Here is a 20,931-nt window from a genome sequence, read left to right as displayed (position 1 = left end):
GGACGCCAGGAGGGTCGCTCCGCGACCAAGGAAGAGGTGGCATTCCACCAGTGGGCGACGTTCAAGGTCGATGACGAACTCTTCGGCATCGATGTCATGCAGGTGAAGGAGGTGCTACGGTTCACCGAAATGACCCCGGTACCGGGCTCCGAACACTATATCCTCGGTATCATAAATCTGCGCGGCAATGTCGTGACGGTGATCGATACCCGTCGCCTGTTCGGCCTGCCCGACGCGGAAACCGGCGATGACACCCGCATTATCGTGGTGGAGTTCAACGACCAGGAAGTGATCGGCCTGGTGGTCGACAGTGTCGACGAGGTCGTCAACCTGCCGCAGAACGAAGTCGAGCGCGCGCCCAACGTGTCGGGCGACGAGGCCAGCCGGCGTTTCGTCCAGGGTGTCTGCTACAACAACGACCTGCTGATCATTCTTCTCGACCTGACCAAGATGCTGCTCAGCATCACACCGGATACGCCGGACGACAGCGCCTATTAAGTGGCGAGAAACCGTAGGATGGTTGGAGCCGCAATGGCACGGCGCTTTCGGAAGGCGGTAAGGTTTGGTGCGGCGAAACCCATCAAGGAGTCTGGCTTTCGCGGAACTGAACCAACATCCCATGATGGGTTACGCGGCGCCCTGGCGTCGTCAGGTTCGGTGACTCCGTGCCCAGACGCCGCTCCACCCATCCTACGATTCACTTCCGTGCCACTTGTAGCCTGCAGCATCTGACTTACAGCTTTCTCTTCTCCCCCTGCAACGTAAGCACCAGGCGGCGAGCGCCGCCGTGATTGCGATGCTCGCAGAGGTAGATCCCCTGCCAGAGACCGATATTGAGCCGGCCATCGGTCACCGGAATGCCGAGGCTGGCGCCGAGGAGGCTCGACTTGATATGGGCCGGGAGATCGTCCGGACCTTCGTCACGGTGGCGGTACCAGGGCTCGTTTTCCGGCACCGCGCGATTGAAATGCTCCTCGAAATCCTGGCGCACCGTCGGGTCGGCATTTTCATTGATCGTCAGCGACGCCGAGGTGTGCCGGATAAAGACGTGCAGGAGCCCCGCCCGCACCGTCCGCACCTCCGGCATGGCCGCCAGCACCTCGTCGGTCACCAGATGAAAACCGCGGGGCCGCGGTCTCAGATCGATTTCTTTCTGTAGCCACATGGTTCAGCTCTGCCGTCGTAATATTAATCCGGAGGGTTAATAGGTGAAACAGGGATGTTTCAGCATAGATCCCGGCCGGCCCCGGATCGAGTGAAAAACAAAGCGCTCAGGCCGGCACCAGCGCCCAGACGGCGAGCCAGAGCCCGCCGATCATGTGTATGGTCAGGGTCAGTTCGATGCTGCGCTTCAGGCGTTCAGGCCCCGCACTCAGGCCCAGTGCGGCATAGGCAGCAACCGGCAGCAGCAGTGCCGGTAGCAACAGGGCCCAGCTCTTAAGCATGCCCAGCGAAACCGCCAGTGCCATGAAGAGCAAAGACAGCGCCTGGATAATGAAATAGAGCCCGCGGCTGCGTACCACGCCCAGACGCACCACCAGCGTATGCTTGCCGGTGGAGCGATCAGCCTCCCGGTCCGGCACCTCGTTGGCCAGCAATATCGCCATCACCCAGCAGGCGACCGGCAGCGAAAGCACCAGCGCGCCGAAGATCGAAAGGCCGCTCTGCAACCAGGCAGCCCCGGTCACCGGCAGCACACCAAAAGCCGCGGCAACGGCCAGCTCTCCGAGGCCGCGGGCATTGAGCTGCACGGGCGGCATCGAGTACAGCAGCGCCAACGTGATCCCGACCAGCCCGAAGAGCAGAAAAACCACCCCTTTCTGGGCTACGAGAGCGGCACCGAAACCGACTCCCAGCAGCAGCAGTATTACGCCCCAGATCGCCATCTGCCGCCGGCTCAGCAGAGCGTCCTGAATAAAGCGCGAGCCGCCGGTATAGGGAAAGATGCGGGATTCGTTGACGGCGTCGGTGCCACCGATATCGTCAAAAACGTCATTCAGCACATTGGCGGAAGCATGCACCAACACGAGGGTGGCTATCGCCAGCAGCAGGGCTGTCAGATCGAGTTCGCCGGCCATGCGATAGCCCCAGGCGGTACCGACCAGCACCGGCAGGACCGAGGCGGTGAGAAACATTGGCCGGGTGGCCAGAAGCAGCCTCATTAACAGGCCGGAAACTATACGGTTCCCCGGATTGGCCTTGCCGGCAGCGTGCACTGGGCTCTTTTTCATTGTGGTGCCCATCTTCTATACGGACATATTCGGAAAGGATTGACGAGCGATATGACTGGATGGAGACAGGACCTTGACCCGAAACTTCCGCGCCGCAGTCCTCTTTCGATGATAAGCAACCGCCTCGGACCGGTGCCGTTGCAGGCGAATGGAAGTTGCGGCAGGTTAAAGGTACAGTACGCGAATAGCACTGTACCTTTATCGAGGTTACTTCACGATCAGAAAGTCTTCCTTTTTCGCGCCTTTGGCAATACGTTCCTCGAAAACCTTCGGCATGCGGCCACGCCCGGACCATTCATGGGGGCGCCGTCGGCATCGATCAACCGGTATTTAGGTGCCACCTTGCCTTTTTTGCCGGACTTGCCTGCAGCCTGGGCGGCAATATCGTCGGTTGAAAGACCCAGTTCTGCCATCTGATCCTGGATTTTCTTGATGGCGGCCAGGCGTTCGGCTTCAGCCTCGGCATTGGCTTTCTCTTCAGCCACCTTCTCGGCCTTGATTTCGGACAGATCCGCTATCGCCTTTTCGAGCTCGACAATGCTGGCTGCTTCACAGGCCTTGCGGAGTGAGTTTTTACGCAACAGTATAGTGGTGAAATCAAGATCGCTCATCGTATGCTCTCTTAAGCTCTGGAGTGTTGTGGATTCTATTTTTTAAACTGAATAGCAGAGTGATTTGCTGTCTTCAATAGAATAGCGGAAAATCCAGTGACGCCAAAGCAATATTATTAACCTGATTGAACATGGCCCCTTCCCGGGACCTTCCAGTTGTGACGCGCATGAACGACTCGCGCCGCCTGGCCGGTGGGCTTCTTACCTGAAGCCCGATTACCTTGTTTCAATAAATAATATTGGCAGCTGTGCTTTTGGAAAGGGTTTGTCCCTATAGGGAGACGTCCTATATTGCTCAATTGTTCGTCTGCAGGGCCGTCCAGGTCACTTCACACTGCCCCTCGTCCGAGGCTATATAGGCAGAATCGCCGCTGAGGGTTACCGACAGGTCCATACTCCTCTGAACCAGTCCGGCGAGCGCCTGGATGCCCCGCCAGTCCAGTCGGTATATCGCAACCGGCAACGCCCCGAATTTCTGCTGTCCCTGGCTCCACCAGACATCCGACTTCGAATTGAAACTGTAGATCTTGACGGCATCCGCGAGCCGACTGGCCTTTTTGACACGGTCAACGGCAGGTTCGCCGACTTCAATCCAGAGCGCGATCTTTTCATCCAGTGTTCGCACCCAGATGTCGGGCTCCTCCACCGAGCTCAACCCCTGGTAAAGGCGAGGTTCTCGGTGCAGTTGAGACAGAAGGCCAGCACACGGGCCATCAGTCGCTCGAGATTTTCCGAAGGATGCTGTGCCACCGTCAGGTTCAGATTGTCGTAGTAGTCCCTGTTAAGGTCCGATAACGCTATACGCAGCTTGTATATTGTCGGTTTCAAGGCCACAGTGTTCATCCTGTCGGGAATACCGGCCGTTTTATACAGCACTGGAGGCGTTTTTACGAGCCCCGGACGTCTTTCGACAACTGCGCGCGACAGTATTGGGTCACATTCGAGCGACCCCTAGGCGCTGCAAGGCAATTGATCGACAGCGGAGCAGAGACTCACTAAAGGCACCTGGCGCCCGCATTGCGCTCCGCTTTTGTCGGCACGGGTTCAGTCCGCTTCGCAGTAATGACCGTGCCGCACGCCACCGAGCAATTCGAGAAAGTCCGATCCCGCCACGCGAATCAGCGTCCGGTGATCGCCGCTCTCGAAATAGACGAACGCCAGACTGGTCAGAGCTTCATCGAGCAGTGTCTGCATGCCATACGCAGGTCCGAGCGGCGGAATGGCCCCCTCTCGCAATCGGGGAAATATCCGCTGGCCTCGACTTCATCGGCCAGTTGCAGGTCCCTGGCAAGCTCGGTGCAAAGGGCATTCAGCCGCAGCCAGTTGCCCCCGGGAATAACCGCCACTATCGCACCGTTGTTGTCATGCAAAATAACGGCCTTGGCGATATGACCTTCGTCGACATGGGCGGCCCGGGCATTTTCGTGGCTGGAACCGGCGGCGGGATGGGCGACCGTCTCGTACGCGATCCCAAGTCCCTCGATATAACTCCTGACAGTAGCGGCAATGGTCATGTGTTTCCCCCATGAAGGCGATTGGCAGCTTCGTTAAGTTTAGCCGTTTCATTTCGACATCCCGGCCTTATTCGCTTCTCTCGTCGGGTTTTGCCGGCCGCTCCCAAAGCCGCTTCAATTCGTCGAGGCGGGATGGGCGAGTGATAACGATCACCTCGTCGTCTGCAGCGAGCCGGTCGGTCTCCTCCGGCAATACCAGCTTTTCATGGCGGTAGAGGCAGATGATACGGGTGGCCTTGGGCAGGCTGAAGTCGGCCAGCGGGCCGGCCTCGTCCTGCGTGACGATAAAGGAAAACACCTCGGCATCGCGGTGGATGATAGCCGCCAGCTCCAGGCTCTTTTCGCCCCGGATCTGGTTGACCAGGTGACGCGCGACGGCGCGATTCGGCGCCACCGTATCGGCCAGTCCGAGTTCCGTGCAGATGCGCTCGAACTGGGATTCGGCCACCAGAGGGACGACGCGGCTGAATTTGAGCGATCGCGCCACCAGTGCGACGATGATGTTGGTCTGTTCGTTGTCGAGCAACGAGAAGAGTGCATCGGTGTTTTCCGGCTCGGCCTCCTTCAGCACGTCCGGCGAACCCGCATCGCCATGGAGAAAGCCGCAGTCGAGCTGTTCGGACAGCTGTTCGATGCGCTCCTTGTCGCGCTCGATCAGTATCACGTCGACCCCCTCGTCCTGCAGCATGCGCGCAGTCGCCAGCGTCAGCGGGTTGGTGCCAATCAGTACGACTCTCATGGGAACCTCCTAAGGTCTTCGACCGATCCAGGTACGGGGATAGAGCAGTACGAGCAAGGCGACGATCTCGAGGCGCCCGAGCAGCATGTCGAGCCCCAGAACCAGTTTCAGTACCGGATCCAGACCGATGCGGGTGATGCCGGTCGAAAGTCCGACGGTACCGGTGGCCGAAACAACCTCGAACAGCGCATCGAGCGGCGGCTGATCGTAGGCGAGAAACATCAGCCAGGATCCTAGGACGACCATGCCCCAGAGACCGCAGAGCACCAGTGCCGTGGAAACATCGTCGGGGTCGAGCTGCCCCCGCCCAGACGCGGCAGCAGCACCGCCCGGGGCGAAGCCGAAATCCGCTGCAGCGTCAGTTGAATCAGACGCAACAATATCAACAGGCGGATGAGTTTCAATCCGCCGGCAGTCGAGCCTGTGCTGCCCCCGACCAGCATCGAAAGGATCAGCAGCAGCTTGGGTACCGGATCCAGCGTCGCCACATCCAGGCTGCTGAAACCGGTGGTCGACTGGGCGGACAGCGCCAGCAGGACGCCATGGCGCGCGGATTCGAGGGGACTCAGCGAATGCCAGTAAAACAGGCCGACCGACAGTGTCAGCGACAGCAGCCCGATCGCCACGAGCAAAGCGCGGGCTTCGAGATCGCGCAGCAACCGGGACAGCTGACGCCGGTTGCCGAAATGGTATAGCGGAAGGCTGATGGCACCGGCGCAGGCCACCAGCGAGATCGTCAGCTGGACGGCGAACGGAAGGTCTGCAAGGCTGGCGTCGAGACTGGAGAAACCGCCGGTGGAAATCGCGGACAGGCTCAGCACCAGCGCCTGCAGAGTATCCGGATGAAACGCCCGAATCAGCAGAAAGCCGAGCAGTGTCAGCAGCAAATAGACCTGCAATACCTGGCGCGCATAGCTGCGGGCCGTGGTGCTGCGCCCCTCCTCGCCGGCGGATGCCAGCAGCTTCTTGCTCGTCACCTGGTGCCCCATGAAGAGCGCGACCGCCAGCACACCGATACCCAGGCCCCCGTACCACTGCATCCAGGCGCGGCCGAAGAGGAAGCTCTGGGACTGGACCTCGACCGATGGCAGCGTCGTCAGTCCCGTGGTGGTGATACCGGACACCGCCTCGAACCAGGCATCGACCCAGGACAGGCCGCTGGCCATCAGCGGGTAGCTCATCAGCAGGGGCGTGAGCAGAAACAGCAGCGCCGTGACACTCAGGGCCTCGTTGCGCTCGATCCGCTCAGGTTCCGGCAAGCGTGCCAGCGGTACGCAGACCAGCAGCAGCAACAGGTTGACGACAGCGTAGCGCAGTGCGGTTGCGCCATCGCCGAGCAGCCAGGCGACCAGTGCCGGAACCCATGCGACCAGTGACAGCAGTATCAGCAGCAGCGCCAGATAGCGGATGACCACGACCGGGCGCACGGTTCGCATCAGTGCATGGGCTCTGGGATCCGCCATGATCTCGGCACCTGCAGTCGAAGCGGCACCGCTTTTTCCGCAGCACCGGGAAAAGCCTCAAGGAACCTGCGCCGCGGATAGCGCGGCGCCGCATTCCTCAAGCGTAGTCCCCCATGCGTACTATTTCCCCCGGCATCGCGGATTCCGCCTTCGGCCTTCCCGACCCTCCGGTGTCCACCGACGGGCAGCGGCCCTGCATTGGCGACGACCTCCCATAGGGGCTTCTATACCGCCGGCGGCACGTCCTTTATGCCGGTGTTCCGAACGCTTTCTGAATCATGGCAGCCGGAAGCGGCTTCCACGACGGCCGGGCCGGCGCCCGCCGGTAGCCACGGACGAAGGTCTGTGTCCACCGCCGAGCAGGCGCTGGCGCAAGCGCAGGCGTGAACGCCTGAAGGATGTAAAGATCAGCGGCGCTTCCTGCAGCCCCGATATCCCTTCCTGGCCACCATGGGCGTTGTAGAGGCAAAACAGCCGGTAATGCGCCTCGCAGTCGATGCCTGTACCAAAGCTGATGCCGAGGGTCTCCTCGAGCGTATCAGACTGTCGGTTTGAAAATGTCATATCGATAACCCTGGGTTCTTTTCGGGTGATGGGCGGCCTGCCTGCCCTTTTGCGAAAGGCCCGGCATCCGGAATGGCGGCCGAACTCGGCGCCGGCGCACATCGCCACGGCAACTCCAGACGTCCCCGGGCATCCTGCAACAACTGGGTGTGAACGTCCTGAAAGGAGCCGAGATTCTTGTAAAGACCGCCGAGCAACGAGCCCCGGGGCTCGAGAATCGAACAGTAGCGGTAGAAACACAGGGCCTGCTCTTTCATCGCCAGGGCGCTATCGAGTATCGACTGCGCCGTTTCGGCACGGACAATGAAGAAATGATCGCCCTCATCGGCGTCTTCCACTTCGATGGGACTGCGCAGGCGCTGGTTCCATTCCAGATAACGGCTGGCGTGATAGAGCAGCTCGCCCTTGTGGGCTTCGGTTTCCTTGAGCAGGTGCCCGAACAGTCGGGCCAGTTCGGAATCGAAGGGGCGTATGCGCAACCCCCAGCGACGCAGGTTGCAGATCTGCTCGTCCTCCAGGGCAATGGCGAAGGCAAGTGATTGCTGCGGCGGCAAGGTGGCGTTTGGATGCATGGTCCCCGGGCTCTTGGGTGGATACCGGCCCGCCGGTGCGGCGGGCTTGTTATTGTGCGTCCCTGGCTCCTTTGAGTCCTGCGATTAAAGCGAAGCTGGGCGAAAGTTTAAATACGTGCGAACACCTACCCGGCGAGTCTCCTGGACGGTCGAGTCAGGATAGTTGCATCGGTCTTTTCCCCTGTTTCTGCGGGTTGCGTAATCAGCCTGAACCGATCAAGCGTGCGGCTGAACCAGGCTCAGCGCTCTGCGTATGCAGTCGAGCAGCGCCGGAAACCGGAATGGCTTGATAAGGAATTCAATCGCTCCCCCTGCATCGCCTGGTTCCGCGCCGTATGGTCGCTGTGACCGGAAATGAAGATCACCGGCAACCGCGCCTGACAGGCATTGAGCCACTGCTGCACTTCGAGACCACTCATGCCCGGCATGCGCAAGTCGAGCACCAGACAACCCAGGCCGTCGGCGCGATAAGCCTCGACAAAAGCTTCACCGGAATCAAAGGACCGGACCTCGAACCCGGCATGGTGCAACGCCAGGCAGAGGGAATCCCGCACGGAGCTGTCGTCGTCGACCAGAAAGATCGTCGTGTCTACCGCCCCCATGGTCCCTCCTGTACAACGAACTGGCGACTGCAGCGTCCCGGCTGTGTTCATCACGCCTGCCACCAAAGGCCAGGCTGAATCTAACCGAGAAGGGCACGCGCGCCTATTCGCATCACTACCTATGGCATTCCTACCGGCAGCTCGAGGATACCGCAGACCAGTGCCAGGCCGACGAGCTCCGCCACGGAGGCGGCCTCCATCTTTTCCATGATCCGTGCACGGTGGATTTCGACCGTGCGATGACTCAGGCGCAGCTCCCGTGCGACCTCCTTGCTCGACAGACCGGTCACCACCGACGCCATCACCTCCCGCTCCCGGGGTGTCAGGCGCTCGAAGCGTTGCAGAACCCGGGCTATTTCCTCGGCCTTGCGCCGCAGTACCCGGCCCTTCTCCAGCGCTTCTTCGACTCGAGCCAGCAGGTCCCGGCCACGAAAAGGCTTGGGCAGGAAATCGACGGCTCCCGCCTTGACCGCCTTTACCGAGGTCGGGATATCGCCATGGGCCGAAAGGAAGATGATCGGTATCCGGATATCGCGCTGGACCAGCGTCTGTTGCAGTTCCAGGCCGCTCATTCCCGGCATGTTCAGATCCAGCACCAGGCAGCCGTGACGCTGCGGATTGCAGCACTCCAGATAGGCCTCGGCCGAATCATAGTCTTCGACGTCCAGACCCGCATGCCTCAGGGTCAGCCCCAGGGCCTCGCGTACAGCCGGGTCGTCATCGATCAGAATCACCTTGTGCTGTTCGCTGTGCATCGGGTCTCTCCGGCGGGCTGTACGGCAGTGTGAAATGGAAAGCGGTTCCGGCGCCGCCCTCCAGCCAAAGGCGCCCGCCACGCGCCTCGACAATGGAACGACTGATGGCCAGGCCCATCCCAAGCCCCTGCGGTTTGGTTGTTTCGAACGGCCGGAACAACTGCTCGCGAATGACCGGATCGACACCGGGACCGGTATCACGAACGCTGACCTGGATCCGCTCCCCTTCGGCCAGTGCGGTCCTCAGGGTCAGCTGTCGCGGCTCGCTGGCGGCCGCTTCCATCGCCTCGCACGCATTGCGCACCAGATTGACCAGCACCTGTTCGATCTGCACAGGCTCCAGCCAAAGCCGGGGCAAAGCGTCGGCCAGCTCCAATCGTATTTCGGCACCGGTCCTGCGAATATCGGCTTCTACGAACTCCACCATTTCCCGGACCAGCGTGTTGATGTCGACCCAGGCGCTGTCGCTGCCGGCCTTGCCGACGAAATCGCGCAGGTGGCGGATAATGGACCCGGCCCGCTGGGCCTGCCTGTCCATCTGTTCGATCAAATGCGACAGTTTCCCGTCCGGGTCGTCGGACGCCTTGATCAGCATCAGCGCCACATCGCTGTAATTGCCGATGGCCGTCAGCGGCTGGTTCAGCTCGTGGGCCAGCCCCGAGGCCATCTCGGCCGCCGTCGCGAGCCGGTCCATATGCACCAGCCGGGTCTGCCACTGCTTCAGTTGCTCCTCGGCTCTGCGCCGGTCCGTTATATCGGTACCGGTACCGATCAGATACTCGATATCACCGCCCTCATCACGAATGAAGCTGCTCGACCAGGAAATCAAACGCAGCTCCCCGTTGCGGTGACGCCAGTGATTTTCCCAGTAGTCGTGAATGCGCCCCGCTCTCGTGCCCTGGGCCGTCACCTCGACGGCTGGCAACTCCGTCTCCGGTATCAGTCCCAGTTCCCAGAAGGGGCGTCCCAGCACTTCCGCCTCGTCGTAACCAGAGGCTTTCTGGCACGCCCGGTTGAACCGCACGATACGCCAGTCACAGTCCAGCACCAGCATCAATGCATCGGTCGTATCGAGCAGCGTCGACAGGAAATTCCGCTCCTGCCGAAGCGCCTGCTCGGCGTCTAGCCGTTCGGTGATATCGGTCACCACGGCGAGCACGCCGCCTCCTCTTCGCTGCCGAAGGCGGCCAGCCCGATCTCGACCGGAATCTCGTTGCCATCCCTGCGCCGGGCAAACAGGTGCCGGCCGGCCCCATCGGGCGCGCCTCGACGCGGTCGATGAACCCGCGGTGGTAGCCGGCATGCCGGCGGCGATATCGCTCGGGCAGCATCATTTCGACCGGCTGCCCCATCAGCTCCGCCGGCCGGTAACCGAACAGTCGCTGACACTGCGCATTGACCTGCACGATGCGCCCGTCGCGATCGGTCAGCAGGATCGCATTCGGATTCGCCTCGACGATCAGGCGCAGGCGGTCCGCCATTTCACGCAGCGAAGCGATACCGGCGCAGAGCAGCATCGCCAGCAGACCATCGACGACCATAAATGACCAGAGTAGCACCAGGCTTTCGGTGATCGACTCACGCACGAAGGGGCCATGCCCGAGATGAGTGCCCAGCATCGAGATCGCGGATACCAGCAGGATTGCCCGTGCGGTCCAGTGCAACGACAGCCTCATCGCGATCCAGATCAGCAGCGGTGCCGGCAGGAACGCGAGGGGCAGATCGCCCTGGTCGTCGAACGGCAGGAGGTCGCCGAATACCAGACTGCAGACGATGCCCAGCGACAGCAGCGCAACCCAGCCCTCGGCGCGCCAGGGCGCCGATGCCGTCGAATGCTGTCGGGGCTTCAGCGTCAATATCAGCGGTGTGAACAACAGCACACCGGCCGTGTCGCCCATCCACCCGACCAGCCAGCTGTTGGACAGTTCGCCGGCGAGGCCCTCCTCGCCGAACAGCAACAGACTGGCCTTTAGTCCCGACGGCAGCACCCCGCCAAGCAGCAGCAGCACGAGCAGATCCTTGACCCGCGACAGCCTGAGGTCGAAATCCGGCCAATGCCGCAGCAGCCAGGTACCCAACAGCGCAGCCAGGGTACTGCCAAGGGTCGCCGCGACAAACTCGGCCGGGGGCAGCCCGGCACTCAGTATCAGTTGGGCGACAAGTACACCGGGCCAGAGACGGTAGCCGTAAAGCAGTAGTGCCGCGAGTGAAATACCCGCGGGAAGCCACACCAGGGAGCCCTGGATGCTGTCGTAGGTAAATGCCAGCCCCATCCAGCCGGTCAGCAGGCACGCAGCCGCCAGGCCGAGCACCTGTACCGGATATCGCCATGAAACTTTCATATGCCCTTTATGCGCCTTTCACTCCCTGATGCCCATGACCGGCGTCAAGCGAAGTGAAGCCAGGCCCATTCAGGATCGCTCGATCAACAATAGCAGCATTGCCGATTTCCCGTTGACGGCCGGCTGTCGCATTGCGCTTGCCCCGACCCCTTCAAGGGCGGTCATGGAGCCTGACCTGGATCAAGTCATGCGCCGCCAATACTGACTTATACTCAGAAAGCGACCGGACCGATGTCCGGCCCGACATCTGCACCGCACAGTCAAGGTATTGAACAGGGGGAACTGCAATGAGCAATCTTACCCGCTTCAACAGTCTACTGGACGATTCGTTTTTCAGTGATTTCTTCCGCCCGCTCGCTGCACGTACCGGTGACAAGGTCCCGGCCATCGACGTGCGCGAGAACGACGGCACCTACAGCGTCAAGGTCGATCTGCCGGGGGTCAGTAAAGAGGATATCCAGGTCAGCCTGGACAACGGGATCCTCAGCATCAAGGCCGAAACCAAATCGGAGGAGAAAGAGGAGAAGGAGGGCAAACTTATTCGCCAGGAGCGCCATTACGGCCAGTTCCTTCGTCAGTTGTCGGTCGGCTCCGAAGTCGACGCCGCCGCCATCAAGGCACAATTCGACAACGGAGTGCTCACTCTGGAGCTGCCGAAGAAGCAGCCGCTGCCGGAAGAATCGAAGCGCATCGCCATCGAATAATCCCGCTTTCCGGCGGGGCCCCGAAAACGGAGCCCTGCCCTCTTCTACGCGGCAATCGCAGCCGCGCTCTCCGCCTCGATCCAATCGGCGATACGCTCGAACGCTCCGGCGCGGTCCGGCTTGACCACTAACCCTTGATACAGACCAGCGGCCTGAGTTTGGCGACCTTGCGTGCCAGGCCGGCGTCGGCGGCGGCATCGACCACCGCATCGACGTCCTTGTAGGCGCCAGGCGCCTCCTCGGCGATGCCGCGGGACGAGGGGCTGCGCACGATGATGCCGCGCCCGCGCAACTGGTCCAGCAGCTGGCGCCCCATCCAGGTCTTGCAGGCCTGGCGGCGGCTCATCGCGCGGCCCGCGCCGTGGCAGGCCGACGAGAACGACAGCGCCTCGGCGCGTTCGTCGCCCACCAGTACATGGGAGGCGGTGCCCATCGAGCCGCCGATCAGCACCGGCTGGCCCTGCCCGCGGAACAGGGCCGGTATCTCGTCATGGCCGGGGCCGAAGGCCCGTGTCGCACCCTTGCGGTGGACGAACAGGCGACGCCTTTCGCCGTCGACCCGATGCTCCTCGACCTTGCAGGTGTTGTGGGAGACGTCGTAGAGCAGCGCCAGCTCGATACCGGGGAAGAGTTCGGCGAAGACACCGCGCGCCAGGTGGGTAATGATCTGGCGGTTGGCAAGGGCGCAGTTGATCGCCGCGCGCATGGCGCCGAGATAGCGCTCGCCGAGATCGGAACGGATCGGCGCGCAGGCCAGCTCCCGGTCCGGCAGCTCGATGCCGTGACGGCCGGCCGCGACGTACATGCTCTTGAGGAATTCGGCGCCGATCTGGTGGCCGAGTCCGCGGGAGCCGCAGTGGATGAACAGTACCACCTCCCCTGCCGCAGGCCGAAGGCGACCGCGGTCGCCGGATCGAAGATTTCGCTGACCTCCTGTACCTCGAGATAGTGGTTGCCCGACCCGAGCGTGCCCATCTCGTCGCGCTGCCGCTTCTTGGCATGCTCCGAGACCGCCTCCGCGCGGGCACCGGCCATGCAGCCCTGCTCCTCGATATGGGCCAGATCCTCCACCTGGCCGAACCCCTGCTCGACGGCCCAGCGGGCGCCGCCGGTCAGCATCGCATCCATGCCGGCGGCATCGAGATGGATACGGCCATGGCTGCCGACGCCGACTGGCACGCGGCGATACAGCAGGTCTGCCAGTTGCTCTTTCAGCGGCTCCACCGCCTCGCGCCTGAGACCGGTGCGCAGGCAGCGCACGCCACAGGAAATATCGAAGCCGACACCGCCGGCCGAGACCACGCCGTCCCGGTCGGCATCGAAGGCCGCCACCCCGCCAATCGCAAAGCCGTAGCCCCAGTGGGCATCCGGCATCGCGTAGGACGCCTTGACGATACCGGGCAGGCAGGCCACGTTGACCACCTGCTCCCGGACCTTGTCGTCCATCGCCTCGATCAGCGCCTCGGTGGCATAAATGATGCCCGGCACACGCATCCTGCCCGCCGGCTCGATCTGCCATTCGTATTGAGATATGCGCTTGAAGTCTTTGATATTCATAATGATTCACTTAAACGTCGACGACGCATTGGGCATGCCAGTGATCCGGTGCATCCTCGCGCACCTCGAGTTCGGTATAGGTCGCACCCTTGACCTCGACCGCCGGCTGATGGCGCTCGACGTCAACCGGCTCGCCCCAGGCGCAGGCCTGCAGCCGGTCCCCCTGCAGTTCCACCTCGAAGCGACCGAACAGCAGATGCCGCGTCGCCATCTCGTACACCAGGGCGTTGAGCCAGTCGGCCAGCAACAGTTCCAGCTCCGGCGCCTCGCACTCGATCCGGACGCTTTCAATGCACCTGACTTGCGCCGGGTCGGTGATCACCGCCGTCATCGCCAGGGCGGCCTGTTCGAACGCCCGAGCCGGCGTATTGCCGGTCCCCCGCACGCCGATATCGGCGCCATGATGAAAAAGCGACCACAATTTTCGATCCTCCGAGCGGAAGTATCCCCTCCGTGCCCCACCCGCGTATTGGCCGTACGGGCCTCTGGGCCTGACCTGCATCAATGAACGCGGATTCCGGCGCTGTCATCTTTAGTGTAGGCAGGGTTGGATGGGCTGGCGTGGCCACGTAGTCCCCGGCTCGTGCCTATACTTGCGGGTGACCGAAACAATCCAGAACCGGCACAGGTCGCAGGAGGTTCTCATGGCCGTTATCGGGATCGATCTGGGTACGTCCAACTCCGCCGCGAATTCTCTGCAAGGTGACACGTAACGCGTAACGCGACGGTAATCGAGGAGAAGCAAATGAAGATACAGGCTTTGAAAACAAAGACGGCAGGACTGGCACTGGTGCTTGGCGCCGTGGTCACGGCACCCGCGGCCCTCGCCCACGGCCAGTACGGCATGGGCGGGCCGATGATGGGCGGCGGCTACGGCGGCCATGGCATGATGGGCGGCTATGGCATGGGGATGGGTCCCGGCATGATGGGAGGCTATGGCATGGGCATGGGCCCCGGCATGATGGAAGGCTTCGGCAGCCCGGGCATGGCGCTCGATCTCGACAAGGAGCAGCGTCAGAAAATGCGGGACCTTCAGAACGAGATGCACGAGAAACAGTGGGCGCTGATGACCCGGATGCATGAGGAACATAACCGCCTGCGCGAACTTTATTCCGCCGACGAACTCGATCCCAAGGCGATCGGCGAACAGCAGCAGAAACTGTTCGACCTGCACCGTCAGATGACCGAGAACCGCATCGAGACACAGAACCGGATGGAGCAGGTCCTGACGCCGGAGCAGCGGGAAAAGGTGCAGAGTTTCCGCCACGGTGGAATGATGGGCTGGTAGCCGCATGTTCCGGGGCGACAGGTGCTATTCCCAATTACCGAAGATGGCCACCCCTTCCTCGTTGAATCGAGGCTCGCCCAACAGATAAAGACCGATCTCGTCGATCCTGAGGCTGTCGTCGAACTGGACCAGCACGTCACCGGCCAGATAGGGCGACAGCGCTGCCAGCAGGCGCCTGAGGATTTCGGCATCCCTGCCTGAACATCGTGCCAGCATCGCAGGCCGGGCCTGCCCGGGCAGCGCCAGGTCGAAACCGGCCCGCGCCCTGCCCAGGCCAAAGTGCGACAGTGCGGCGCCGAGCCGTTCGGCCAGTCGCTGCCGACTCTTGAGACCCGGCGCGACCCTCACCTCGAGCGAAGGCGCCAACTGCTGGTAGGCGGCCCGAAACTCACCGAGGTTTTGCAGTACCTGGGCCCGCAACGGTTCGGATTCTGCCATATAGATGCGGTCAAGCCTGTCGGTCACGGCAGGAGCCGGCAGGCGAATCCACTGCGCATCCTCGGCTTCACTGAGCACCACCAGTGGGCTTTCGCCACTTCGCTGCGGCTCGCCGGACCAGTCCACGAGAAACGACAAGATCAGCAGAATCAGCAGCCCGCCTGCAATAAGATGGACCGAGCGAAATCCACTGGCAATGGACCTAAGCATACCGTCCCCCTGTTCGGCGATGGGATTTTGCAATAATGGACCAGAGCGAGTTGGCGAACCGGTTTGCCCGTGAAAACACTCGGCCATCAACAGCCCATTACCGGTAAAAGTATAGAAAAGCCTGTCCGGACTCCCGACAATGGCACGGCTCCATGATGAAAAATCGTACAGATCTTCATTGGAAGCGGTCTGGCAACTGCGTTAGTTTAAATACGAACCCACGCCGTACGGGCCAAGATCAGGTATCCGCCAACGACGGTGGCACCCGACTTACCTATCGCCCGACGACTTGCCGCCTTTGCGGAAAGTCACGCAACTGCATCGCTTTCTCCAAAGGCTGTAGCACAGGTCAACTAGGGAGAACGACATGCAATCCATTACCCGCCAATATCTCGAGCAGATGAACGAAACGGATCACGAGGACTTCGTGCTCATCAACGTACTGCCCCGGGAAACCTTCAACGAAAAGCATATCCGCACTTCGATCAATATTCCCCACGAGGCGGACGACTTCACCGAAACGGTCGAAAAGGTCGCCGGCGGCAAGGATCGAATAATCGTCGTTTATTGCGCCAATTTTGAATGTCCGGCGTCCACCAAGGCCGCTGAAAAGCTGGACAAGGCCGGTTTCAGGCAAATTTTCGATTACGAAGGCGGCACCGAAGAGTGGCTCGCCAATCACAAACACCATTGACCGGTCCGGGTCTGAGACGAACTCGACGACGGCCAATCTGTCGCTATCCTTAGAGGGACAACGGCAACAGTGCTGGAGATAGCCCATGGCGGACATCGCGATAGCCGAGGCGGAATGGCAGTCGTTCTGCGAACAGTTCACCCGCCAGCACCACGGCTGGCGGGTCAGGCTGCACCAGGCCGGTACCGGTGCGGCTGATCCAAAGGCGCTCTTTACCGGCGAGCAGCCGCTGCAGGAAGTGCGGGAAGGCACGAACGGCAACCGGGCGGAGATCATCGTCACGGTGGGCGAAGGACGCAACGAAACCTCCTTTCTGATCGAGGATGCCATCGGGCTCTACGCACTACGCATCGACGATGCCCACCGGGGCCTGCGCATCGACAGCGGTGACGGCACCCGCACCCTGCTGGAGTTTCGCGCCGCCGCCGCACCGGAAGCTCTCGACGGTCTGGCCGACTCCGAACGCTGAGTCGGACCTTGCCCAGGCACCATCGCACAGCAGAGACACCCGCTGATCAGCGTCCCGCGCCTGCCGGACCGCGCAGCAGGTAGCGCCCCAGCGGCGTCAGCGCATAGCGCCGACGGCAGGGAAACATCGGCAACGGCTGCACGACAATATCCAGCAGCCCTTTGGACCTCAGGCTTTCTATCACACCGGGATCGCATTCGGCGTCCAGATCCTTGCCGGCCGCCAGGGCCCGCAGGCCATGCCATTCGCCCGGTGACAGCGGGAAAGGATTCGTCATGGTCAACTGTCGCCGTTGCCGAGAAAACGATAGCCAACCCCTGCTCTGGTCTCGATATACCGGGGACTGGTGGGGTCATCGTTGAGTTTGCTGCGCAGGCGGCCGATGAAGACGCGCAGATAGTGATTGTCCTCGCTGTGGTGCGGCCCCCAGAGTTCTCGCAGCAGCTGCTGCTGGGTCAGCACGCGCCCGGGATGGGCCAGCAGGAGCTTGAGCAGCTCGAACTCCTTCTTCGAAAACCTGACCTCCTCGCCGGCCACCCGGACACTGCGCTCCTGCAGATCGACTTGCAGATAACCGTCATCGTAGCCCACCGGCGGCACCTCGATACTGTCGTAGGTGCGCAGAACGGCACGTATGCGCGCGAGCAGCTCGTTGACGGCAAAGGGCTTTTCGACATAGTCGTTGCAGCCGGCATCGAGGGCGCGGACTTTTTCGTGCTCGCTGTTGCGTACCGACAGCACGATGACCGGCCCCTGATAAAAGTCGCGCAGCGCTTCGAGCACCTCCTGACCGTCGCGGTCGGGCAGCCCGAGGTCCAGTATCACCAGGTCCGGCGCCTCCAGTGCCGTCAGCTCGAGCCCCCGGCACCCGTTTTCCGCCTCGATGATGACGTAGCCCTGGGACCCGAGGCTGATGTTGAGGAAGCGACGGATCTGGGGTTCGTCGTCAATGATCAGTATGCGTTTCATCGCAACTCCTGTCAGCAAGGGTCGATTCGGGTAACGGCAGCGACAGCCGGATCAGGGTCTCGCCGGGGCGGCTGCTCAGCACCCTCGCCTCGCCGCCGTGAGCACCGAGTATTGCCTGGCAGATGGCAAGTCCCAGCCCGGTACCGGCCGGATACTGATCGCCATGGCTCAGGCTGCAGAACATATCGAAAATATCCAGCCAGGCCGATGCCGGGATGCCCGGCCCCTGATCGCCGACATCGATATGCATCTGCCGACTCTCGGTCCGGGCCCTGATCAGCACCTCCGAATCCGGCGGTGCATAGCGCAGCGCATTCTCGACCACGTTGAACAGTGCCTGTTCGATCAGAGTCGGATGTACATGCAGCAATGGCAGCTCCGGCGGCACCTCGAGGCGCAGCCGCACGGAGTGCAGCAGCGGCCGGGTACGCTTGATCACGACGCTGAGGATATCGTCGAGACCGACCCAGTCCCGCTCCAGTTTCAGTTCGCCATGCCCCAGCTTGGTCATGTCCAGCAGCTTCTGAATATAACCGTCCAGGCGCCGCGCCTCGCTCAGGGTATTGTGCAGCAGTTCGACCTTCTGGGCGGGGTCGAGCGCATCGGCCAGCTCGATCAGGCTGGAGACCGAACCGATCATGGTCGCCAGCGGCGTGCGCAGATCGTGGGAAATGGATGATAGCAATGCCGAGCGCAGTTGCTCACGCTCCTTGACCAGAATTTCCCGCTGCAGGGTCTGAGCCAGCTGAACCCTGCTCCAGGCCAGTCGTGTCAGTTGCACGAAGGCGTCAAGCCGCTCCAGCAGTCGCGGCGGCAGGTCGGCTTCGCCCTCGAGCAGAATGACGCCCTGGCAGGCCCCGTCATGACGGAAATACAGCTGATAGCGCCTGCCACCGCGTCGCAGCGCGATATCCTCTCCCGTCATGGCGGCGTTTGCGACATCGGGCAGCGGCGACTCGAACGTCCGGGGCAATGGCTGCATCGGCCGCAACACCCCTTCGCGCTCGTCCATCCAGAAAGGATGGGCAGGCCGCTGCAGATCCTGTTGCAGCCGGTCCGCCAATGTCCGCAGAATCTGGGGCCCGTCGACGCAGAGCGCCAGCTGTTGCGCCAGCGCCATCTGGTGCAGGTTCCACCGGTGGCTCGCCTCCAGCGCCTGGATCTTTTCGTTGCGACTCGCCGCCAGGTGACCGGTGACCAGTGCCACCAGCATCAGCAGCGACACCGTCAGGATGTCCTCGCGGTGGATCATGAAAAGCGTGAAGCGAGGTTCGGTATGGAAGAAGTTGTAGGTCAGAAAGCTCAGCACCGCACAGATCAGCGCCGGCCGCACCCGGGTGGTAACCGCCGTAAGCAGCACGCCGGCCAGGTAGAGCAGCGACAGATTGGCATTGGGCAGCAATGGCGACAGCGGCCAGGACAACAGCGTGACCAGCAGCGGTGACAGCCACGGCAGGATCAGTGACAGCCGGTCACGGCCGAACACCCACTCTCGCCACAAACCCCTCAAATGATCGTGCATCCTCTATCCTCGCCAGAACACCGGTGTGAACAATACCATCAGGCTCAGCAGCTCCAGCCGGCCCAGCAGCATCGCAAAACAGAGTACCCACTTGGCGGCATCCGGCAGCGAGGAAAAGTTGCCGGCCGGACCGATGATATCCCCAAGCCCCGGACCGACGTTGGTCAGGGCCGTCGCGGCGCCGGTCAGACTGGTGACATAGTCGAGCCCGAGGATCGCCAGCAGCAGCGTCGTCACGACAAGGGCCATGAAAAACAGGAAGGAAAAGGCCACCGCCGAAAAGATGATGTCGTCCTCCACCTCCTTGCCATTGAACCGGATCGAAAAGAGCCCGCGCGGGTGCACCTGCATCTTGATCTGACGGTGCAGGAACAGGTACGACAGCTGAAAACGAAATATCTTCATACCACCGCTAGTCGACCCGGAACAGCCTCCGATAAAGGTAACGAAAAAGAACAGCGCCAGACTGAAGCCTCCCCAGAGGCTGTAGTCGGCCGAGGCAAAACCGGTGGTGGTGATCACCGAGGTGATATTGAAGGCGGCCTGAGTCAGGGCATCGTACGGTTCGTACTGACCGCTGGCAATCAAATAGATGCCGAGACAGAGGCTGAGCCCCGCCACGATGACCAGGAAGGCAAACACCTGATCATCGGCCAGGGCCCCGAGCGAGGGTTTGGAGATGAAGCGGATAAAGAGAACGAAGGGCATGCCGCCGAGCAGCATGAACAGCGTCGAGATCCAAAGCATGCTGTTGTCGAAGCGGCCCATCGACCGGTCATCGGTGGCGTAACCGCCGGTCGAAACGGTGGTCAGTGCATGACTGACCGCATCGAAGAGCGTCATGCCATTGAGCCAGTAACTCAGAATGCAGGCCAGGGTAATCAGCGCATAGACAAAGAACAACGACCGTGCCAGATGCGCCAGACGCGGCAGGGATTTGTCGGACCAGTCCGAGGATTCGGTCTGGAACAGCCGCATGCCGCCGACTCGCAGGAACGGCAGGATCGAGACCGCCATGCCGATCACGCCGAGGCCGCCGATCCACTGCAGCAGGGCGCGCCACAGCAGCAGGCTGTGCGGCAGTCTCTCGAGCCCGCTGAGGATCGTCGAGCCGGTGGTAGTGATACCCGACATGGCCTCGAAGATGGCATCGGTAAAGCCGATATTGGCATGGCCGAATACCAGGGCAACGCGCCGGCGACGGACAGCAGAACCCAGCTGAAGCTGGTGAGCAGATAGAGCTGGCGCGGCGCCAGAGAAAAGTCTCTCGAGCGACAGCCGACCACCAGCAGGACACCGGTGAGCCCCGTTACCAGGGCCGACTCCAGAAAGGCCAGGGTTTCCGTATCCCCGCGCCACCAGCCGATCAGGGCTGGAAGCAGCATAAGACCGGTCATCAACAGTGCCAGCAGCCCGCAGACATAGAGAACCGGCTTGAACAATCTGAACATGATCGACATCCCTTCCATCGATGCTTCCATTGTTCATCAGCAGGCGTAAAGATTCGATTGGCAAAACGGGAGCCCACTGTAAATTTTTCGTAAACGTCGCAGGACCTGTCTTTCGATCGTCATTCCTCGACACAGAGTCTGGGTCTCGGGCCTGCTCTACCTGTTCTACAATCAATGGCGCACGCAGTGGCAAACGCTGGGAATGGCCAGACTGACACTGAACCGGGGGCGCTAGT

Annotated in this window: 24 protein-coding genes and 4 pseudogenes; 5 read left to right on the top strand and 23 right to left on the bottom strand. The window is 61.7% G+C overall.

The genetic code is table 11. The annotated features are described in order from the left end of the window. The first annotated feature begins 36 nt into the window (after window positions 1-36). Window positions 37-498 (top strand): chemotaxis protein CheW, encoded by a 462-nt coding sequence (locus tag ACFQDL_RS25625; RefSeq protein WP_465263994.1) that lies wholly within the window; start codon window positions 37-39, stop codon window positions 496-498. Window positions 499-733: 235 nt separating this feature from the next. Here the strand turns inward: ACFQDL_RS25625 and ACFQDL_RS25620 are convergent, their stop codons facing one another. The 15 genes and pseudogenes from ACFQDL_RS25620 to ACFQDL_RS25550 all read right to left on the bottom strand — a co-directional run bounded on the left by ACFQDL_RS25620 (window position 734) and on the right by ACFQDL_RS25550 (window position 11,393). Continuing rightward, window positions 734-1,165, bottom strand: coding sequence for a secondary thiamine-phosphate synthase enzyme YjbQ (locus ACFQDL_RS25620; protein WP_379911479.1), 432 nt, complete (start codon window positions 1,163-1,165; stop codon window positions 734-736). A gap of 106 nt (window positions 1,166-1,271) precedes the next feature. Then, a complete protein-coding gene (locus ACFQDL_RS25615) occupies window positions 1,272-2,162 on the bottom strand; it encodes a prenyltransferase (RefSeq protein ID WP_379911478.1) in 891 nt (296 codons plus the stop codon). Window positions 2,163-2,438: 276 nt separating this feature from the next. Then, window positions 2,439-2,507 carry a hypothetical protein gene (locus tag ACFQDL_RS25610; RefSeq protein WP_379913344.1) on the bottom strand — a complete coding sequence of 23 codons (69 nt, stop codon included), beginning with the start codon at window positions 2,505-2,507 and terminating at the stop codon, window positions 2,439-2,441. 155 nt (window positions 2,508-2,662) lie between these two features. After that, window positions 2,663-2,842 (bottom strand): annotated as a pseudogene (locus tag ACFQDL_RS25605) (H-NS family histone-like protein); the annotation flags it as partial. A 295-nt stretch (window positions 2,843-3,137) separates the two neighbouring features. Continuing rightward, window positions 3,138-3,685 (bottom strand): annotated as a pseudogene (locus tag ACFQDL_RS25600) (YaeQ family protein). A gap of 201 nt (window positions 3,686-3,886) precedes the next feature. Further along, window positions 3,887-4,356: pseudogene (locus tag ACFQDL_RS25595) on the bottom strand (aminoacyl-tRNA deacylase). Between the two features lie 67 nt (window positions 4,357-4,423). After that, window positions 4,424-5,095: a potassium channel family protein gene (locus ACFQDL_RS25590; RefSeq protein WP_379911477.1), complete on the bottom strand. Its 672-nt coding sequence runs from the start codon at window positions 5,093-5,095 to the stop codon at window positions 4,424-4,426. Between the two features lie 9 nt (window positions 5,096-5,104). Next, window positions 5,105-5,317: a potassium transporter TrkG gene (locus ACFQDL_RS25585; RefSeq protein WP_379911476.1), complete on the bottom strand. Its 213-nt coding sequence runs from the start codon at window positions 5,315-5,317 to the stop codon at window positions 5,105-5,107. A gap of 11 nt (window positions 5,318-5,328) precedes the next feature. Continuing rightward, on the bottom strand, window positions 5,329-6,558 hold the full coding sequence (locus ACFQDL_RS25580; protein WP_379911475.1) for a potassium transporter TrkG: 1,230 nt from the start codon (window positions 6,556-6,558) through the stop codon (window positions 5,329-5,331). A 276-nt stretch (window positions 6,559-6,834) separates the two neighbouring features. Then, complete coding sequence (locus ACFQDL_RS25575) at window positions 6,835-7,122, bottom strand: hypothetical protein (RefSeq protein ID WP_379911474.1); 288 nt, start codon at window positions 7,120-7,122, stop codon at window positions 6,835-6,837. After that, window positions 7,119-7,694: a hypothetical protein gene (locus ACFQDL_RS25570; protein WP_379911473.1), complete on the bottom strand. Its 576-nt coding sequence runs from the start codon at window positions 7,692-7,694 to the stop codon at window positions 7,119-7,121. The genes ACFQDL_RS25575 and ACFQDL_RS25570 overlap by 4 nt, the downstream gene beginning before the upstream one ends. A gap of 239 nt (window positions 7,695-7,933) precedes the next feature. After that, entirely contained in the window at window positions 7,934-8,296 is a 363-nt protein-coding gene (locus tag ACFQDL_RS25565; RefSeq protein ID WP_379911472.1) for a response regulator transcription factor, read from the bottom strand. Window positions 8,297-8,415: 119 nt separating this feature from the next. Continuing rightward, window positions 8,416-9,051, bottom strand: coding sequence for a response regulator transcription factor (locus ACFQDL_RS25560; protein WP_379911471.1), 636 nt, complete (start codon window positions 9,049-9,051; stop codon window positions 8,416-8,418). Continuing rightward, on the bottom strand, window positions 9,014-10,201 hold the full coding sequence (locus tag ACFQDL_RS25555) for a sensor histidine kinase (RefSeq protein ID WP_379913342.1): 1,188 nt from the start codon (window positions 10,199-10,201) through the stop codon (window positions 9,014-9,016). Before ACFQDL_RS25555 ends, ACFQDL_RS25560 begins: the two co-directional genes overlap by 38 nt. Further along, a complete protein-coding gene (locus tag ACFQDL_RS25550; protein ID WP_379911470.1) occupies window positions 10,086-11,393 on the bottom strand; it encodes an MASE1 domain-containing protein in 1,308 nt (435 codons plus the stop codon). Before ACFQDL_RS25550 ends, ACFQDL_RS25555 begins: the two co-directional genes overlap by 116 nt. A 287-nt stretch (window positions 11,394-11,680) precedes the next feature. Between ACFQDL_RS25550 and ACFQDL_RS25545 the strand changes: the two genes are divergently transcribed. Next, the gene (locus ACFQDL_RS25545; RefSeq protein ID WP_379911469.1) at window positions 11,681-12,097 is read left to right on the top strand and encodes an Hsp20/alpha crystallin family protein; all 417 of its coding nucleotides are present in this window, start codon (window positions 11,681-11,683) and stop codon (window positions 12,095-12,097) included. A gap of 127 nt (window positions 12,098-12,224) precedes the next feature. On the opposite strand, the pseudogene ACFQDL_RS25540 reads toward ACFQDL_RS25545, so the two are convergent. Together ACFQDL_RS25540 and ACFQDL_RS25535 are read right to left on the bottom strand one after the other, a co-directional pair. Next, window positions 12,225-13,471: pseudogene (locus tag ACFQDL_RS25540) on the bottom strand (RtcB family protein). A 193-nt stretch (window positions 13,472-13,664) separates the two neighbouring features. Continuing rightward, window positions 13,665-14,075: an archease gene (locus ACFQDL_RS25535; protein WP_379911468.1), complete on the bottom strand. Its 411-nt coding sequence runs from the start codon at window positions 14,073-14,075 to the stop codon at window positions 13,665-13,667. Window positions 14,076-14,399: 324 nt separating this feature from the next. On the opposite strand from ACFQDL_RS25535, the gene ACFQDL_RS25530 reads away from it, so the two are divergent. After that, complete coding sequence (locus tag ACFQDL_RS25530; protein WP_379911467.1) at window positions 14,400-14,942, top strand: Spy/CpxP family protein refolding chaperone; 543 nt, start codon at window positions 14,400-14,402, stop codon at window positions 14,940-14,942. Window positions 14,943-14,966: 24 nt separating this feature from the next. On the opposite strand, the gene ACFQDL_RS25525 is transcribed toward ACFQDL_RS25530, so the two are convergent. After that, a complete protein-coding gene (locus tag ACFQDL_RS25525; protein WP_379911466.1) occupies window positions 14,967-15,590 on the bottom strand; it encodes a hypothetical protein in 624 nt (207 codons plus the stop codon). A 367-nt stretch (window positions 15,591-15,957) separates the two neighbouring features. On the opposite strand from ACFQDL_RS25525, the gene ACFQDL_RS25520 reads away from it, so the two are divergent. Together ACFQDL_RS25520 and ACFQDL_RS25515 are read left to right on the top strand one after the other, a co-directional pair. Further along, window positions 15,958-16,284 carry a rhodanese-like domain-containing protein gene (locus ACFQDL_RS25520; RefSeq protein WP_379911465.1) on the top strand — a complete coding sequence of 109 codons (327 nt, stop codon included), beginning with the start codon at window positions 15,958-15,960 and terminating at the stop codon, window positions 16,282-16,284. Window positions 16,285-16,369: 85 nt separating this feature from the next. Next, the gene (locus tag ACFQDL_RS25515; RefSeq protein ID WP_379911464.1) at window positions 16,370-16,753 is read left to right on the top strand and encodes a hypothetical protein; all 384 of its coding nucleotides are present in this window, start codon (window positions 16,370-16,372) and stop codon (window positions 16,751-16,753) included. 46 nt (window positions 16,754-16,799) lie between these two features. On the opposite strand, the gene ACFQDL_RS25510 is transcribed toward ACFQDL_RS25515, so the two are convergent. The 5 genes from ACFQDL_RS25510 to ACFQDL_RS25490 are packed head-to-tail and all read right to left on the bottom strand — an operon-like array spanning window position 16,800 to window position 20,695. Further along, complete coding sequence (locus tag ACFQDL_RS25510; protein ID WP_379911463.1) at window positions 16,800-17,030, bottom strand: hypothetical protein; 231 nt, start codon at window positions 17,028-17,030, stop codon at window positions 16,800-16,802. A gap of 2 nt (window positions 17,031-17,032) precedes the next feature. Next, window positions 17,033-17,722: a response regulator gene (locus ACFQDL_RS25505; protein ID WP_379911462.1), complete on the bottom strand. Its 690-nt coding sequence runs from the start codon at window positions 17,720-17,722 to the stop codon at window positions 17,033-17,035. Next, window positions 17,700-19,244, bottom strand: coding sequence for a sensor histidine kinase (locus ACFQDL_RS25500; protein ID WP_379911461.1), 1,545 nt, complete (start codon window positions 19,242-19,244; stop codon window positions 17,700-17,702). Before ACFQDL_RS25500 ends, ACFQDL_RS25505 begins: the two co-directional genes overlap by 23 nt. Before the next feature lie 3 nt (window positions 19,245-19,247). Then, window positions 19,248-20,378 (bottom strand): TrkH family potassium uptake protein, encoded by a 1,131-nt coding sequence (locus ACFQDL_RS25495; RefSeq protein WP_379911460.1) that lies wholly within the window; start codon window positions 20,376-20,378, stop codon window positions 19,248-19,250. Beyond that, complete coding sequence (locus ACFQDL_RS25490; protein ID WP_379911459.1) at window positions 20,267-20,695, bottom strand: hypothetical protein; 429 nt, start codon at window positions 20,693-20,695, stop codon at window positions 20,267-20,269. The genes ACFQDL_RS25495 and ACFQDL_RS25490 overlap by 112 nt, the downstream gene beginning before the upstream one ends. Between the last annotated feature and the right edge of the window lie 236 nt (window positions 20,696-20,931).

Origin of the sequence: Marinobacterium aestuariivivens (genome assembly GCF_042661465.1) — a bacterium.
Lineage (GTDB): Bacteria > Pseudomonadota > Gammaproteobacteria > Pseudomonadales > Balneatricaceae > Marinobacterium_A > Marinobacterium_A aestuariivivens.
This window is presented reverse-complemented; position numbering and strand designations above follow the sequence as displayed.

Coding starts and splice junctions, on each gene's coding strand:
- ACFQDL_RS25620 (WP_379911479.1), bottom strand. CDS start 1,165: ATGTGGCTACAGAAAGAAATCGATCTGAGACCGCGGCCCCGCGGTTTT.
- ACFQDL_RS25615 (WP_379911478.1), bottom strand. CDS start 2,162: ATGAGGCTGCTTCTGGCCACCCGGCCAATGTTTCTCACCGCCTCGGTC.
- ACFQDL_RS25590 (WP_379911477.1), bottom strand. CDS start 5,095: ATGAGAGTCGTACTGATTGGCACCAACCCGCTGACGCTGGCGACTGCG.
- ACFQDL_RS25585 (WP_379911476.1), bottom strand. CDS start 5,317: ATGTTTCTCGCCTACGATCAGCCGCCGCTCGATGCGCTGTTCGAGGTT.
- ACFQDL_RS25580 (WP_379911475.1), bottom strand. CDS start 6,558: ATGGCGGATCCCAGAGCCCATGCACTGATGCGAACCGTGCGCCCGGTC.
- ACFQDL_RS25575 (WP_379911474.1), bottom strand. CDS start 7,122: ATGACATTTTCAAACCGACAGTCTGATACGCTCGAGGAGACCCTCGGC.
- ACFQDL_RS25570 (WP_379911473.1), bottom strand. CDS start 7,694: ATGCATCCAAACGCCACCTTGCCGCCGCAGCAATCACTTGCCTTCGCC.
- ACFQDL_RS25565 (WP_379911472.1), bottom strand. CDS start 8,296: ATGGGGGCGGTAGACACGACGATCTTTCTGGTCGACGACGACAGCTCC.
- ACFQDL_RS25560 (WP_379911471.1), bottom strand. CDS start 9,051: ATGCACAGCGAACAGCACAAGGTGATTCTGATCGATGACGACCCGGCT.
- ACFQDL_RS25550 (WP_379911470.1), bottom strand. CDS start 11,393: ATGAAAGTTTCATGGCGATATCCGGTACAGGTGCTCGGCCTGGCGGCT.
- ACFQDL_RS25545 (WP_379911469.1), top strand. CDS start 11,681: ATGAGCAATCTTACCCGCTTCAACAGTCTACTGGACGATTCGTTTTTC.
- ACFQDL_RS25530 (WP_379911467.1), top strand. CDS start 14,400: ATGAAGATACAGGCTTTGAAAACAAAGACGGCAGGACTGGCACTGGTG.
- ACFQDL_RS25525 (WP_379911466.1), bottom strand. CDS start 15,590: ATGCTTAGGTCCATTGCCAGTGGATTTCGCTCGGTCCATCTTATTGCA.
- ACFQDL_RS25520 (WP_379911465.1), top strand. CDS start 15,958: ATGCAATCCATTACCCGCCAATATCTCGAGCAGATGAACGAAACGGAT.
- ACFQDL_RS25515 (WP_379911464.1), top strand. CDS start 16,370: ATGGCGGACATCGCGATAGCCGAGGCGGAATGGCAGTCGTTCTGCGAA.
- ACFQDL_RS25510 (WP_379911463.1), bottom strand. CDS start 17,030: ATGACGAATCCTTTCCCGCTGTCACCGGGCGAATGGCATGGCCTGCGG.
- ACFQDL_RS25505 (WP_379911462.1), bottom strand. CDS start 17,722: ATGAAACGCATACTGATCATTGACGACGAACCCCAGATCCGTCGCTTC.
- ACFQDL_RS25500 (WP_379911461.1), bottom strand. CDS start 19,244: ATGCACGATCATTTGAGGGGTTTGTGGCGAGAGTGGGTGTTCGGCCGT.
- ACFQDL_RS25495 (WP_379911460.1), bottom strand. CDS start 20,378: ATGTCGGGTATCACTACCACCGGCTCGACGATCCTCAGCGGGCTCGAG.
- ACFQDL_RS25490 (WP_379911459.1), bottom strand. CDS start 20,695: ATGTTCAGATTGTTCAAGCCGGTTCTCTATGTCTGCGGGCTGCTGGCA.